This is a genomic window from Anaerobiospirillum sp. NML120448 (assembly GCF_023050945.1).
GTDB lineage: Bacteria > Pseudomonadota > Gammaproteobacteria > Enterobacterales > Succinivibrionaceae > Anaerobiospirillum.
This window is the reverse complement of sequence record NZ_JALKIM010000048.1, coordinates 1-16,476: the sequence shown is the minus strand read 5'-3', so window position 1 is coordinate 16,476 and position 16,476 is coordinate 1. Positions and strand designations below refer to the sequence as shown.

Genomic DNA, 16,476 nt, shown 5'->3' with positions numbered 1-16,476 from the left:
AACTTATGGCTACGTAATTTGCTCTTAATCATTGAAAGGATTGGCAATGGAAAGCATTAACTCTCGAGGTAATTCCAATTTAAGCGAAGTTATCTTAACTGATCGCCACTATATCAATAAGATAGAACAGCTTAAAGGCTTTATGAACTATATTGAAAATAGCCCTCGCCCACCTCGTCAGAACTTTTTTATGTTAATCCGACCTCGTGGTTTTGGTCTATCTTTAGCTAATGAAGCTATTGAGGCTATTTATAGCCGTGATGAGGTGCTGTTAGATAATATTGATATTAAAAGCGCTAATGGCCTTAATATCGATAATTTGGGACATTATTGCGTCTTGCACTTTAGCTTCTCTAAAGTAAAAGCCACTACTTACAATGAAATAGTAAAAGTACTTTACGATGCTTTACAAAGTCTTATTTGGGAACATCACGTAAAAATTAAGACCGATACTGGTAAAGATTTACGCATGCAAATGCTACAGCTCATTAAAGAAATTACCGATCGTGAGCAAAAACAACTAGTAGTGCTGTTTGATAACTATGATGTCCCTATTATGCTTATGAGTCGTTTGGAAAATGACCAAGAGCGACAAAACTGCTTATCTTTATATTTTGAAATGCTCAATGCTTTTAGACAAGCTGGAGATAGAGTTAAGTTTTGTCTATTAACAGGCCACATTAAATTTAGCTTATCGAGCAATATTTCAGAGGGCTTACCTCACGTCATTGACCTTTCTTTTAATGACATTAGTGCTGCCTTAACTGGATTTAGTATTGATGAGATTAAACAAACTTATGGTGAGGATTTAGCTCGTATTGCGCCTCAGCAAGGTATTACTGTAGCTGAGTATTTAGACTGCCTTGAGAAATGTTATGGCGGCTATGTCTTCTCTGATAAGCAGAATAAAGTTTTGTGTCCTTATTCAGTGACCCGAGCTTTAGATAATGATGGTGAGCTTTACGCCTATAATGCCGACAATAACTACACCTTCTTACAGGCAGCCTTGGCTAAAGAAAAACCAGATTTATCATGGCTCATCGAAAAAGATGGCCAAGATCAGCTCTTACTAGAGGAAGTAAGCATTAACCCAGAAGGCAAAGAATTTGGCCCACTATTAGTACAGCAAGGCATTTTCTCTATCAACAAGGTTACTTACGCAGATCGTGAGCATTCTTTATCTTGGCGTTATCGCTATGGCTTTGCCAATGTTGAAATGAGGCGTATTTTCCAAATATTAACAGGCATCTCTCACCCAAGCCTACGTGACTTGCCAATTAACACCCGTGTCTTTGATGCTGGTGAAGAGGAATATTTAATTAAAGCCGACCCAAGCACCTCAAATACCTAACCTAATATAAGCCGCCCTCCAGCCATAGCTAAGAAGCTATGGCTATGGCCACAGCAAAACCACTAGCCCCACTAACCGTACCATGCTATCAGTACAGCACTAGCCGTACCGTACTAGCGGGAAACCTTGATTTTAGTCTTTAATGCTATTTTTTTGATCAAACTTACCGCTTTGTGAGCTCATTGAGGCTGAACTTGGTACCATCACTGTTTTAATAGCCATACGTTTTTTAGACACAGTTTGGTAGGCAGATCTATCATCTACTGTATAAAGATGCTTTTTCTTTCTGTGAATAAAGACACGGCCTATATGCTCTGGAATAAAGCACAATTTACGAGAGCTGACGGCAGCGGTTAAGAAAAAGCGTGGATTTTCAGTGCCAATTTCCTTGTAAATAACAGCATACTTACAAAAGTAGTTGTCACCTTTACCTACGGCCCTACTGAGCAACCACCACAAATAGTCAGAGAATTTTACCTTTAAATCTAAACAAACTACCGCATAGGCCTCTACTGCTATGGGAGCTTGATCAGTTCGCAGTTTGGCTCTTAATCTTAAGTAATAACTATATCGCAGCAGGCTATAAATGGCGTAACTTACCAATAACACCAAAATACTCATTAGTAACAATCGTGTTGCTGAGCCAATTACTATAGTGCTATCTAAAGCTTCATTATTTGCCGCTACAGGATTGCCAGGCATGCCAGGAGGGAGGCCAAAAACTAAGAGGGCTAAAATTAAGACTACATAAAAACCAAAGCCCAATTTGCGATTACATACCGTATCGACCACATTAAAATCAAAACGCACTCCTGCCTTAAGCAAATAAGACTGCGTAAAATTATGGTCAAAAGGACTTTGATTCATCGCCACGTTCGAGACTAACCTTAAATATAGATCACCACAACCCAACTAAATCTCAAGCAAGACTACCACTTGGATTATATAAACTTCTTTATAAGCTTAGCAAAACTAACGGCAAATACCTAGCCTAAAAATTCAAAAGCTTAAGCTAGCGCTACATTATAGCCCCGAGTAATCTAAAGCGCCCGCACCATCGCCCTTATCAGCAGCAAGCGCCAAGAGCAATCATAGGCACACAAGGCAAATATGGCGCTCACAGCTCATAGCTCATAGCTCATATGGAGCATATTGAGCATCAGTCCCTCTTATCCATTATGATTAATTACCTATCAATCCTCTGCTCAATCCCTAGTGCATAGTCACTAAGGATGCTCTTGCTATTTAGGCTTAACTGCTAAAAGATTGGGCTTGTGGCTCTACCTCTATTGTTGACAACAGCCTTATTGTTGCTCTTTTGGTTTTTAATTGATGCCTTTTTAATAAAGGTTGAGTCAACCTTATTGGCTTGCACAATCAGCTTAAAGTTGCTGGTATGCTTAAATGACCAGCGAGGCACATTCTTAGTGTGCAATCTCTTATCGTTAGAAAAACTATTAGCTACTTGTAGACGCTCATAAGGGCTAATAACTAATCCGTGATCTACAGGTAAATACAACTTAACCCATTTGTTGCCTGTTCTTGGGCCAATTACAGGGATAGCTAACACATCATAGATCTTAGGTAATACACCTTTTGAGATGCGCTCATTAAACAATCTATTGTTAATATATCCTGAGGTAGTTGAAAGCTCATTGTTCTTGATTTGATCTAAATCAGCGTGAATCATCTCTATTGTATTAATGAGCTGTCCTGGCCATAAAATACCAGCACTAATAAGCAAAGTAATTGATAGAACTACTAGTTTGATAATTTGAACAGCACGAGCAATGTCAGCTGATAAACGTAAAACTGTCTTTTTAAAACACTCCAATAAAGCAATCAGACTATTACATGCTAGCAACATAGTAAGAGCTATAGCCCACCAGTGCATACCCTCTAAAATGCTTGAAGCAGAGGTATAACCGCCATTGTAAGAAATAAAAGCAGCTAAGCTCAGATTATTCATAAACAGATAAGTGCTGCCTGACATAAAAACTAAAAATAGTAGTGGCTTTAGTGAGTCTACACTTACAGGCGTACCACTTAAGTATAAAGAGCCATTAACAGCTAAGTTACTTGCGGCCACCTCACGACTGGTAAAGCCTCTATTGTTACCTCTAATTTTGTGAGCAGAAATAGCTTTGGTTTTGCTGGTATGGTTGATAAATTGGAAGAATGCAAAAATACGCAAGCTCATGTCACGATAATAGCGGCGAAAATACAACTCAAATGATTTATCAAAATCAAAGTTTTGATCTAGCTTAATACTATCGTCACCTAAATACAGTTCACCTACTAAGCTCGGTCTAATACCTATTTCTTGTTGTAGAAGCTTAGCCTGCTGCTCATGAAAATTTACCTGCTCATCAGTGGCCTTGATGTGCACCTCATGGAACTGCGCCCCATGCTCATTGGAAATAGGCTCATTACAAGCAGTAACAATATTACCCTGATGGGTAGCTGTTGAGCCTTCTAATAAGTTTGGTGTTGGATTGAGATCTTGATCTTGACCCTTTTTAAGGCTGAAATTTAGTAAATCTTCAGCTTTGGTCTCATACTCTCCATTTTTATCTTTTGCATCATCATTATCAATGTATAAAGAGAGCAAAGCATGATCTACTGTGCCATAGCTATGGTCTTTACTATCCAAAGATTGACTATTAGCTACTTGATAATCAGATTGGTAATCAGTCTTAACAACCTTGGATATGATTTCTTTAGTATCAAAAAAGCTAGCCTTAGCACTGGCACTATCATCTTTGTTTTCTGTTTGGTTAGGATTTTTGCTAATACCGCTTAGAGGTTGTTTTAATTCACCCTTTTTGAACAAAGAGAATTTCTTATGTACTCTTGGAGTATTCTTTAAAATTTCGCTTCGGCTTTTGAGTTGCAGCCACTTACTTTCAAACTCCCATAAGAAGTTTTTGGATAATAAAATATAGTTTAAGAGTTGGACATAATCATTGTTAAAAGGATCCTTAAGATCACGCTGCATAGCCTCAGACTTAAGCTCACTCAACTCATTTAAAGTACCAAGCTCACTATTGTTTAAATAGCGATGCAATGCAGGAACAAGCTTTAAGTAGTCCTGAACTTTAATAGTATAGCCAAAGCACTCTACGCCTAATAAAGAGCTCTTCTTAGGTATTTTAAATTTAGCGACCCGCTCTAAATAAGTATTAATGTCTACTTCATCATGGGTATGCTCAATACTTAAGCCATCAGCTAAAGAGGCAATCTTTCTATGGGTTTTCTCCATAGTCTTGATAATAATCAATGATGCTATGAATAGACCTACAAACAATCCCCAAATGTTAAAGACATTATTAACAATATTTAAAACAATAACGAGATAAAAGCCAATTAAAATGCCACATAGCAATACAATCTTAATCAGCTCATTACGAACATAATAACGAGCAGCTAAAGCCGAGAGCATTAATATGATAGTACTGATTGCTGTTACACCTGCACCTTCAATAAGACGATAATCAGTCCAAGACCAATAAGGCAAAATGACATTAAGCTGGGACACGCCCAAGATCAATGTTCCTATAACTATTGATAGCGAAATAAAGTAGAGAATGGCTCTCATTATTCACGTTCCAACTTACAACTTACAACTTAATATTGTTTGATTAAGACAACTCTAAAATCTTTTAATCAATGTCTTTGGGATTACTTTTGCCATTTTGGCAAATCAAACGAGCAACATGGCAATACAAAACTACAGCGGATTTTTAATAACAAGGACTATAGACCAGTAATTAATTATGAATACAACAACTTTTGCTAATACTAATCGCTAAGCAGGATGTAAGGCTATCATCCTTGATGAATTAGTCGACTATTTGGCATACAAAATAGCTATTTTACCATCACAACCGTATCAAGTCTAGTTACAGCTTTTGTTTAAAGATTTAGCATATTTATCGCAATTTACCACAATTTTAAATGATAAGGTCAATAATTTTTCTCTATCTTTCCTCGATCATAAAATCCCAATAAGAATCAAACCCATATAAAAATAGGCCCATAATATGCAAGCTGTAAAAATATAGACATGTCAAAATATCTAAAAAGTAGTATATAAAGTTAAGAATCTAATCATTCATAAGGTTAAAACTATTCAAACTACTTGTTAAATGTCTAAATACAGGAATTAAGATTGCCATTTAAGCTTAGATAGCTCCAAATTATGGCAATTTGTAGTTGTTTTTATATAAAGTCAAAAGTCTGATTTAATTAAAAAGATCAGATGAAAAGAGATATTGCTTATGGCACTTTACGTTAACACTAATGTAAGCTCAATTAATGCGCAAAGAAAGCTGACCAATGCTACTAATAACTTGAATGTTAGCTATCAACGTCTCGCTTCTGGTCTTAGAATTAACTCTGCAAAAGACGACGCAGCAGGCTTACAAATCGCAGACCGCTTAACTTCCCAAATCAACGGACTTAACCAAGGCAACCGCAACACTAACGACGGTATCGCCTTAGCCCAAACCATGGAAGGTGCCTTAGACGAAACCACTAACATGCTCCAGCGTATTCGTACCTTAGCTGTACAATCAGCCAACGGCACCAACACCGCCGAGGATCGTAAGGCTCTCCAACAAGAAGTTGCCTCCTTATCCAAGGAAATTACTCGTATCGCTGCTCAAACCACTTTTGCTGGCCAAACAATTCTTGATGGCGCTGGTGCAGGCCTTATTCCAGCTGATGGAAAAGTTACTTTCCAAGTGGGTGCCAACGCAGGTGATACCCTTGCCTTAAGCTGGACTAATTCTTTTAACATTTCTGGCATTGCAGAATATATGTCAATTGAGTTAAAGGCTACAGTTGGATTTGTAACTGGAGTTGATGACAAAGGTACTAAAGTAAATCTTTGGTCAGTTTCTACAGTTGATCTTGCCACTGCAACTCTAGCCAATATTGATGCATTTATTCAGGGTGTTGACTCTAAGCGCTCCGAGCTGGGTGCTATCCAAAATCGTATGGAAAGTACCATCCGTAATCAGGCTAATATTTCAGAAAACGAAGCCGATGCTCGTAGCCGTATTCGTGATACCGATTTTGCCTCTGAGACTGCTGCTCTTACCCAAAACAACATCATCCAGCAGGCTTCTCAATCAGTTTTAGCCCAAGCTAATCAGCGTCCAACCATCGCTTTAAGCTTGCTAGGCGGTTAATAGAATAACAATATCTCTCTTTTTATTTAGAGGCGGGCTTATGTCCGCCTTTTTTGTTTAAAATCAAGAAAAATAAGCACAATACTTGCATAACTACTAAGTATCTACAAAACGTCAAAAGTTTTGTATTTTTTATAAAGTTAATATCAGGTTTTATTACTACTTAGCATGTGAAAAAGAGAGATGATTTATGGCACTTTACGTTAACACTAATGTAAGCTCAATTAATGCCCAAAGAAAGCTAACCAACGCTACCAACAGCCTAAATGTTAGCTACCAGAGACTGGCATCTGGCCTTCGTATTAACTCTGCAAAAGATGACGCTGCAGGCTTACAGATTGCCGATCGTCTTACCTCCCAAATCAATGGACTTAACCAGGGAAATCGCAATACCAACGATGGTATCGCCCTTGCCCAGACCATTGAAGGTGCCTTAGACGAAACTACCAACATGCTCCAGCGTATCCGTACTTTAGCCGTACAAGCTGCAAACGGCACCAATACCTCCGAGGATCGTGCTGCGCTTCAGCAAGAGGTTGATAAGCTCTCTGCTGAAATTACCCGTATTGCTAAGCAAACCACTTTTGCTGGCGCAACAGTGCTTGATGGTGCTAATAAAACTAATACTGGTGGAAAAAGTTTAATTCCAGGTGGTCAAGGCCAAGGCAAGTTAATTTTCCAGGTAGGCGCTAATGCTGGTGATACCTTAGCACTTGCTTGGTCTCGTTCATTTACCTTGTCTGGACTTTATTCACAAGTTTTTAATGCAGCTTTAGCCAATGATAAAGGCATAACCAAAAAGAAAGTTGATAGTCAAACAGAACAATATGTCTGGCAGGTTTCTACAGCAGATACTGCTACAAAAACTTTAGCTAATATTGATGCTTTTATCCAAAAGGTTGATTCTAAGCGCTCCGAGCTGGGTGCTATCCAAAATCGTATGGAAAGTACCATCCGTAATCAGGCTAATATTTCAGAAAACGAAGCTGATGCACGTAGCCGTATTCGTGATACCGATTTTGCATCTGAAACTGCTGCCCTTACCCAGAACAATATTATCCAGCAGGCATCTCAATCAGTGCTTGCACAAGCTAACCAGCGTCCTACCATCGCTTTAAGCTTGTTAGGTCAATAAGAATAACAATATCTCTCTCTTTATATTTAGAGGCGGGCTTATGTCCGCCTTTTTTCATTTTATTTTATGTCACTTTCCTGACAATCCCTTATCCCATCACCCTTTTAGCTTAAAACTGAATATAAGAATACCATTAGCTAGTTGTACTCCTAATCCACAGGCAATTAATGAATGCCCCTTATTCAGTCATAGTTCGCCCGCCCTGCCTTAACTAAAGGTGCTATGCATACAATAGCCACTGCTTGTTGCGCTAACAACATTAGTGAGCATTCGCAGAATGAGTAAATCTAAGAAATACTTTTCACCACATAACATTGTTTTCTCTAATAAAGCTCTTTCTTATGAGGTTTAGCTACATTGGTAATGTTGTTAGTGCGCAATTAATTCATAAAGAAACACCACCTAAGCCACAGGACCAATCCTATACTGCTATTTCCTCAGTCTAGCCCTATCCTTTGATTAAGTTATATGTTGTTTTTTTGCAGCAACACCCCATGTCATCACGGTTTTTGCCTTAAAACTGCATATAAGATTAAACTGCATATAATGATTGCCATTAGCCAGTTGCACTCCTAATCCCATAAATATTAATGGATGTAGCCTCTAAGGTGTTGTTAAGCTAAGTGCCATCCTCTGCCTTCATTTAAGGCACTCTAAACGCCATAGCTTTGGCTCTTATTGCACCTACGACATTAGTGAGTATTCGCAGAAGGAGTAAATCTAAGAAACATTTGTCACCACCTAACATTGTTTTCTCTAATGAAGCTCTTTCTTATGAGCTTTAGCTACATTGGTAATGTTGTTAGTGCGCAACTAATTCATAAAGAAACACCACCTAAGCTACAGTCACATTCGTATACTGTTATTTCCTCAGTCTGGCTCTCCTTGGATTAAGTTATATGTTGTTTTTTGCAGCAACCTCCCCATATCCTCATGGTTTTAGCTCAAAACTGCATATAAGATAAAACTGCATATAATAATTGCCATTAGCTAGTTGTACTCCTAAGCCTCAACCAACTAATGAATGCCATCCTATTCAGTCATGGTTCGCTCGCCCTGCCATAACTAAAGGTGCTATGCATACAGTAGCCACTGCTTGTTGCGCTAACAACATTAGTGAGCATTCGCAGAATGAGTAAATCTAAGAAACACTTTTCTCCACCTAACATTGTTTTATCTAATGAAGCTCTTTCTTATGAGCTTTAGCTACATTGGTAATGTTGTTAGTGCGCAATTAATTCATAAAGAAACACCACCTAAGCCACAGGACCAATCCTATACTGCTATTTCCTCAGTCTAGCCCTATCCTTTGATTAAGTTATATGTTGTTTTTTTGCAGCAACACCCCATGTCATCACGGTTTTTGCCTTAAAACTGCATATAAGATTAAACTGCATATAATGATTGCCATTAGCCAGTTGCACTCCTAATCCCATAAATATTAATGGATGTAGCCTCTAAGGTGTTGTTAAGCTAAGTGCCATCCTCTGCCTTCATTTAAGGCACTCTAAACGCCATAGCTTTGGCTCTTATTGCACCTACGACATTAGTGAGTATTCGCAGAAGGAGTAAATCTAAGAAACATTTGTCACCACCTAACATTGTTTTCTCTAATGAAGCTCTTTCTTATGAGCTTTAGCTACATTGGTAATGTTGTTAGTGCGCAATTAATTCATAAAGAAACACCACCTGCGCTAAAGGCCCATTCCTCTATGCCTATTTCCACAGTCTGCCCCTATCATTGGATTAAGTTATATGTTGTTTTTTGACGCAACCTCCCCATGCCCTCATGGTTTTGCCTTAAAACTGCATATAAGATTAAACTGCATATAATAATTGCCATTAGCCAGTTGTACTCATTCCTATCCTTCCAATAATGAGCGCCCCTATTCAGTCATGGTTCGCCCGCCCTACCTTAACTAAAGGAGCTATACATACATTAGCCATTGCTTGCAGTGCCTACGACATTAGTGAGCATTCGCAGAAGGGGTAAATCTAAGAAACATTTGTCATCACCTAACATTGTTTTATCTAATGAAGCTCTTTCTTATGAGGTTTAGCTACATTGGTAATGTTGTTAGTGCGCAATTAATTCATAAAGAAACACCACCTGCGCTAAAGGCACATTCCTTTATGCCTATTTCCGCAGTCTAGCCCTATCCTTGGATTAAGTTATATGTTGTTTTTTTGCAGCACCACCTCATGTCCTCACGGTTTTTACCTTAAAACTGCATATAAGATAAAACTTCATATAATGATTGCCATTAGCCAGTTGTACGCCTAAACCTCCGTCAACTAATGAATGCATCCTATTCAGTCATGGTTCGCCCGCCCTACCTTAATTCAAGGCACTCTAAACAACATAGCATTGGTTCTTATTGCACATACAACATTAGTGAGCATTACCAGAAGAGCTAAATCTAAGAAACACTTGTCACCATATAACATTGTTTTCTCTAATAAAGCTCTTTCTTATGAGCTTTAGCAACATTGGTAATGTTGTTAGTGCGCAATTAATTCATAAAGAAACACCACCTGCGCTAATAGGATTGGCCAACATTTTTGAAAGGCTGAGGAGTGGGGGAGTTTGATGGTTGGTGCGGTGCGCTTGTGTTTTAAGCAAGAAAAAAGGCAAGGTGAGTGACCTTGCCTTTTTGGGTATTTTTTAAGCCTTTAGGTGGTAATTATTTTTCTTTAACCTCAATCCAGAACTTTTTCTCTAACTCGTTGAATAACTGTTCACAACCATTGTTCTCTTTATAGGTAAGCTTAGATACTACAAAGATAGCAATAGATGAAAGAATAAAGCCAGGAACAATAGAGTAAAGACCTAAGAAGCTGCCAATTTCCCAAATAATTACAGTAATAGCACCTACAGCCATACCTGCAATAGCGCCTGGGAGAGTCATACGAGACCAGAATACTGAGATTAAGACGCAAGGGCCAAAAGCAGCACCGAAGCCTGCCCAAGCATAAGCTACTAACTTAAGCACACCGCTATTAGGATCAAGAGCAATCATATAGGCAATAATAGCCACGATTAACAACATGAAACGGCCACACCAAACTAACTCTCTTTGAGAAGCGTTAGGACGTAACCAGCGACGATAGAAGTCAGCAGTTAAGGTAGTGGAGGCTACTAATAACTGGCAAGATAAGGTAGACATAATGGCAGCTAAAATAGCTGACAATAAGATACCTGCAACCCATGGAGTAAATAATACTTGAGTTACAATAATAAAGATTTGCTCTGGATTCTTAATTGAAACCTCAGGGTGTCTCATAGAGAAAGCTACACCATAGTAGCCAATCAATACAGCACCAACTAAGCATAAGGCCATCCAGGTAATGGAGATACGGCGAGCATCCCCCATACCACGAACAGAGCCTGCGGCCATGAAGCGTACTAAGATGTGTGGCTGACCTACATAACCTAAGCCCCAACCTACTAAAGATAGGAAGCCAATAACGGTCATACCTTGGAAGAAGTCATCTAAACTCTCATCTTTTTGAGCAATTAGAGCATTAGCTGCCTCTAAACCACCGCAATCTAAAATCATTACGACTGGGGTTAATAACAAGGCAAAAATCATTAAGCTAGCTTGAACAGTATCAGTCCAGCTTACAGCCAAGAAACCACCGATAAATACGTAGAAAATAGTAGATACTGCACCAATGAGTAGAGCATTGTGGTAATCAAGACCAAAGGTTTGCTCGAATAAACGAGCGCCTGACACCATGCCTGAGGCGCAATAAACTACAAAGAAGATCAAGATAATAAAGGCTGCGATAATGGAACAAATACGTAATTTGTCATTAAAACGAGCAGATAAATAATCAGGTAAGGTCAAAGCATCTGAGGCATTGGCAGTAAAGGAGCGTAAACGAGCAGCCACAAACTTCCAGTTACACCAAGATCCAATGGTCAAACCAATTGCAATCCAGGCCTCTCCTAGACCATGTAAGAATAAAGCACCAGGCAAGCCCATAAGGAGCCATCCTGACATGTCAGAGGCACCTGCTGATAATGCAGTTACAAAACGACCTAAACTTCTACCACCCAATACATAATCATTTAAAGAGTTAGTCATGCGGGCAGCTGCAATGCCAATAATAAGCATGCATAGAATATAAACAATGAAAGTGGTTGTGGTACTAAACATGAATACGTGTTACGAGCTAAGCTCACCTCATATCGCTGTAGACCCAAGCTAATGGAAAATCTCAAAATACCAACACAATTTTTAACGTAGTGAGCTTCTACTATGTAGCAAGCAATCATGCACTCTATAAAACTAAGCCAATAAACGAGCTCATGTAATATTACAAGGAAAAAGACATGGCTATATAGTTAGCTAAAGATTGTGGCTAGATTGAGGCTCATTAGCCCCCATATGCTCTAAAGTAAAATTAAAGCAATGCACTTTAAAGCAAAACGCAGACATAATAGCAAAAATGGAGACTTAATGCTTGTTAGACATGGTTTTTATGCACCATTTCAAGGCAATAAGGGTTTGTTTTTTAGTTTTCTGCACTAATTTGTTAACCGTATGATTCTAAAAATAGCAATATTTTGCAGGGCTTTGCTTGCTAAGGTTAATAGCCTGATAGGAAATTATAGAACTTGCTCTTCTAATTACAGCCTATGCTAATAGACAGCAATACCCAAAAGCTTGCTTGTTGTAGTTGTAATGCTATTAGGCGAACTAGCGAAAGGTGCGGGCGGCAAAACGGGAGAGCTGGCGGGCAAACGAGCAAGTAATCAATCTTTAATGCTTACAAGCTTATGAGTAGGCAAACCATTTGGAGGACTGACAGGTTGGCAAGCTATAGCAGGCAAGCTATAGCAATCTATATTAAGAGATCTATAGCTGTTAGAGTTAGTTTTGGTTGGCTTGATAGTTTGTCAGAGCCATAAGGAAAGTAGAGTGATAGTGGAGATGATGGAGTGGTATTTTTGCAAACCAGCTAGAGCTCTAGCTGGTTTGCTGGTTTACAGGCTTGCTGGTTTGCAGCAAGCTTAGTTGGCAGCTAACGGACGCTTACTAAAGCAAGGCGCTCGAAGTAGTCTGGGAATGTCTTTTTGCAGCACATAGGATCATTAATGATAATGCTACGATCTAAGGCAGCTAGAGACATAGACATGGCCATTCTATGATCGTTGTAGGTGTCAAAATCAATTAAAGTGCCTTGCTCTTTAATCTTTTGGTAATTATCACCTGTAGCTTGCACCTTAATATAGTCCTGCCCCTCTTCTACTTGGCAGCCTAGCTTTCTCATTTCTGTAGCTAAAGCAGCAATGCGATCAGTCTCTTTTACACGCCAGCTTTCAATATTACGAATGATAATTGGTTCTTTAGTAAAGAGAGCCATAGGCACTAAGGTCATAGCTGCATCAGGCATATCGTTCATATCAATATCAATGCCCTTCAGTTCTTGAGCCTGACTTACAGCTAAATAATCATCCCCTATCTCAATGTTAGCGCCCATCTGAGCTAACACTTCAATAAATTTGGTATCACCTTGAATAGAGTCTTTACCTACGCCATAAACTTTTACTGAACCTCTAATAGCAGCCGCTGCTAAGAAGTAAGTTGCTCCTGAGGCATCGCCCTCAACTAAATAATGGTTAGGACTAATTAGGGCTTGAGGGTTAATAGTAAAGCTTGCATAGTCATTATTAGCCACTTGAATACCAAAGCGCTTTAATAACTCACAGGTGAGGTTTACATATGGCTTAGAGATGAGTTCACCTTTAACCTTTAAGTTCATAGGTTTATCTAATAAGCTACCCACCATTAAAAGAGCTGAAATAAATTGAGATGAGGTATTACCTGCTACCTCTAACTCATAAGTGGCAGCTTGATTGGTATTGTTGTTTTCTAAAGCCTTACGACCAGTAATTAATAAAGGTGGATAGCCTTCATTACCTAAGTACTCAATCTTTGCCCCTAATTTGCGTAAAGCATCTACTAAGATACCAATAGGACGCTCATACATGCGTTCTTCGCCTGTAAGCTTGTAGGTACCATTAGATAAAGCTAAAGCTGCGGCTAAAGGACGCATTGCTGTTCCTGCATTACCTAAGAACAGCTCAATAGTACCCTGCTCTTGAGTATTAAATACGCCACCTAAACCATTAATAATAACTTCGGTAGGATCTTGGTCATTTTCCTCAACCTTAACGCCTAACTGCTTTAAGGCTTGAATCATGACTTTAGAATCATCAGAGCGCAAGATGTTAGTAAGTTTGGTTCGACCTTCACTAAGTGCACTTAAGAGTAAAGCTCGATTAGTTAAACTCTTTGAGCCAATAAGTTTTACAGAGCCACTAATATGGTCGATTTTTTCCAAGGTCAAAGTTTCCAAAACACTAACTCCTATAAACGCCATTAAGCTAAGGGACAATATTATTCCCTAGCCTAGTAATTTTAGTTTTGTTAGTCAAATGAGAGGCTAAAAAGAGCATGATATGAGCCATTGTAGAGCATTAGCAATAATGACGATTTATCCGTATCTTTTTAGCAAAATGCTATAGCTTAAACTTTTAAAGGCATGCTCTTAACTATGACTATGGAAAGCGGTGGCGCTAGAGCTAGCCAAGCTAAGCTTGGCTTAGCTTGGTTTAGCTGGGCTCATTGTGATCTGGTTGGTCTTGAGGCTGAAGGGCTAAGAGAATTTTTTCTAGGCGGCGGAGTAGAAAATCATTTTCTCTAGGGTGGCCTAAAGTGATATTGATTAATGAAGGTAATCCCATATAGTTGAGCGGGCGAGTAAAAATGCCTTGGCTTAGCAGCGCATTATAAACATTTAAAGCATGCTCGCCAAAATCAATAGTCACACTAGAGGTTTTTGACTCCAAAATAGGCAGAGAATAATAGGAGCAAAATTCATTGTAACGGCCTCGCTCAGTATTGGTTCTTTCTACTACATAGTTGATAAAAACCATATCTGTCAAAGCTTCACTGGCACAATCTAAAGCTAACTGACTAACGTTATAAGGATCCCTTAGTACATTAATAATGCTACAGATTTCCTCACCAGATAACATATAGCCAATCCTAAGCCCTGCTAAACCATAGGCATAGGAAAAAGAGCGTATCAATACCAGATTTTGGTAGGTGTTTAATAAGCCATACAAATCTTTATAACCATAGCCCAAATAATCAATTAAAGATTCGTCCACTACTAGAATAATGTCACTTGGGATACGAGATAGAATCATCTCAATATCGGCATAAACTAAAAAAGCGCCTAAGGGATTACTAGGATTAGACAGCATAATCATGCGAGTATTTTCATTTACCGCCCCTAATAGCGCTTCTATATTAGGGCACCAGTTATCATCAATACCGCTAGAGACCAAGGTAGCACCACTCAAATTTACAGCTCGCTCTAAGATTAATGAGTTCAAGCTTGGCACCACTACATTAACCTTATCATTTAAAAAAGCACGAGCCATTAAACTGATTAATTCGTGATAATCAGCGCCTACCGTTATATGATTAATAGCGTAGCCCTTACGCTCTTTGAGAGTTTGCTTAAAAATATAGCCACTAGCATCAGGATAGAAAGGTACTTTATCGACATAATCAGCCATGATTTTGCTTACTTTACGACTGACTCCATAAGGACTTTCACCTGAGTTAAGACGCAATAGATTCTTAGCTCCTAGCTCTTGTTGTAATAACTCAATAGGCTTGCCCATACGATAAGGCAACATCTTGGTAATACCACCATTTACTAATGAGCTAAATTGCATGCCGACTCCTTTGTACAAGCTAAGAACAAATAATATAAGAGAAGCACCAATGTGCGCTTACTATATTAGTTTAACTGATAAGTATAATATGGGGACTAAAATAAGGTGAAAGGAAAGCTTTTGCAATAAAGAATTTTTCTAGTGCCCAAAATGCAAAAAAGACTAGAAGCCTTGCGCTTGTAGTCTTGGGATTTATATATATATTAGCTTTTGATAGCTTTGATTCTTTGTTGCTATGAATTTATTTGATTATCAAAGCATGTGTTTTAGTAGGTTACATTTACAAAACATACTAACAACAGCTATGTAAGATTAAAAGGCTAAGGCGGTGCACCAAGGTGCCCTATTTGCTTATGCTAGGAAACCGCCTTAGCGTCTCACATGCTTATGGTGCTTATTATAAAGATCCAATTTTGCTCTAATAAGATACTAAATTAGCCATAAATTACACTATACTGACCAGTATTTTTAGTATACGTTTGTTTGGAACGATATTTAAGGGATTTGTTACTATTTCTCTCCGTAACATTATTTTTGTGACAAAAGTCACGGTTTTGCAAATAAGCCATTTTTATAGCTATGATTGCTCTATTTACTTATATTTTACATACAATTTGCTCTATTTTATCAGTAAGAGCTTTGACTTAATTTTTAGCTTAGCTTTCGGGTTTTAATTGATACTTACATACAAGTTTTAATAAATAATAATTTCTGATTAAGATCTACTCCATAGCTCAATAAGTTGTACTAGATCCGTCCAAATATTGACGTATATCTATCTTGTTAAATAGCAAATAATTTTTCTAATATTGCTAAAAATATCCAAACTTTTTTACAACAATCGTTTGGGATCAATTGAAAATCTTGTGGGATTTTTTTAATCACACTATTTTGCACCAAAATAAGTCAACGATCTATTTTGATGCAAGTAATAATTTTTACAAAACATTATGCATGCGCTGTCTTAACGGAACCGCTATATCCTTTCAAACTCTGAATAAGAATAATGTCCATAAATCTATAAAGATACTTA

8 protein-coding genes are annotated in these 16,476 nt (G+C 38.3%); 3 read left to right on the top strand and 5 right to left on the bottom strand.

Going from position 1 to position 16,476, the window contains the following annotated elements; translation table 11 throughout:
* Positions 1-46 precede the first annotated feature (46 nt).
* Positions 47-1,351, top strand: coding sequence for an AAA family ATPase (locus MXE38_RS08565; RefSeq protein WP_246913940.1), 1,305 nt, complete (start codon positions 47-49; stop codon positions 1,349-1,351).
* A 132-nt stretch (positions 1,352-1,483) separates the two neighbouring features.
* Here MXE38_RS08565 and MXE38_RS08560 read toward each other — a convergent pair whose 3' ends face one another.
* Positions 1,484-2,224, bottom strand: a complete 741-nt coding sequence (locus MXE38_RS08560) for a hypothetical protein (protein ID WP_246913939.1) — start codon at positions 2,222-2,224, stop codon at positions 1,484-1,486.
* Between the two features lie 385 nt (positions 2,225-2,609).
* Positions 2,610-4,895, bottom strand: a complete 2,286-nt coding sequence (locus tag MXE38_RS08555; protein WP_246913938.1) for a hypothetical protein — start codon at positions 4,893-4,895, stop codon at positions 2,610-2,612.
* Positions 4,896-5,631: 736 nt separating this feature from the next.
* Between MXE38_RS08555 and MXE38_RS08550 the strand changes: the two genes are divergently transcribed.
* Complete coding sequence (locus MXE38_RS08550) at positions 5,632-6,546, top strand: flagellin (protein WP_246913937.1); 915 nt, start codon at positions 5,632-5,634, stop codon at positions 6,544-6,546.
* A gap of 190 nt (positions 6,547-6,736) precedes the next feature.
* Positions 6,737-7,681 (top strand): flagellin, encoded by a 945-nt coding sequence (locus MXE38_RS08545; RefSeq protein WP_246913936.1) that lies wholly within the window; start codon positions 6,737-6,739, stop codon positions 7,679-7,681.
* 2,684 nt (positions 7,682-10,365) lie between these two features.
* On the opposite strand, the gene putP is transcribed toward MXE38_RS08545, so the two are convergent.
* The 3 genes from putP to MXE38_RS08530 form a co-directional block, all read right to left on the bottom strand.
* A complete protein-coding gene (gene putP / locus MXE38_RS08540) occupies positions 10,366-11,844 on the bottom strand; it encodes a sodium/proline symporter PutP (RefSeq protein ID WP_246913935.1) in 1,479 nt (492 codons plus the stop codon).
* Positions 11,845-12,712: 868 nt separating this feature from the next.
* On the bottom strand, positions 12,713-14,050 hold the full coding sequence (gene aroA / locus MXE38_RS08535) for a 3-phosphoshikimate 1-carboxyvinyltransferase (protein WP_246913934.1): 1,338 nt from the start codon (positions 14,048-14,050) through the stop codon (positions 12,713-12,715).
* 256 nt (positions 14,051-14,306) lie between these two features.
* The gene (locus MXE38_RS08530) at positions 14,307-15,443 is read right to left on the bottom strand and encodes an aminotransferase class I/II-fold pyridoxal phosphate-dependent enzyme (RefSeq protein WP_246913931.1); all 1,137 of its coding nucleotides are present in this window, start codon (positions 15,441-15,443) and stop codon (positions 14,307-14,309) included.
* Positions 15,444-16,476 lie beyond the last annotated feature (1,033 nt).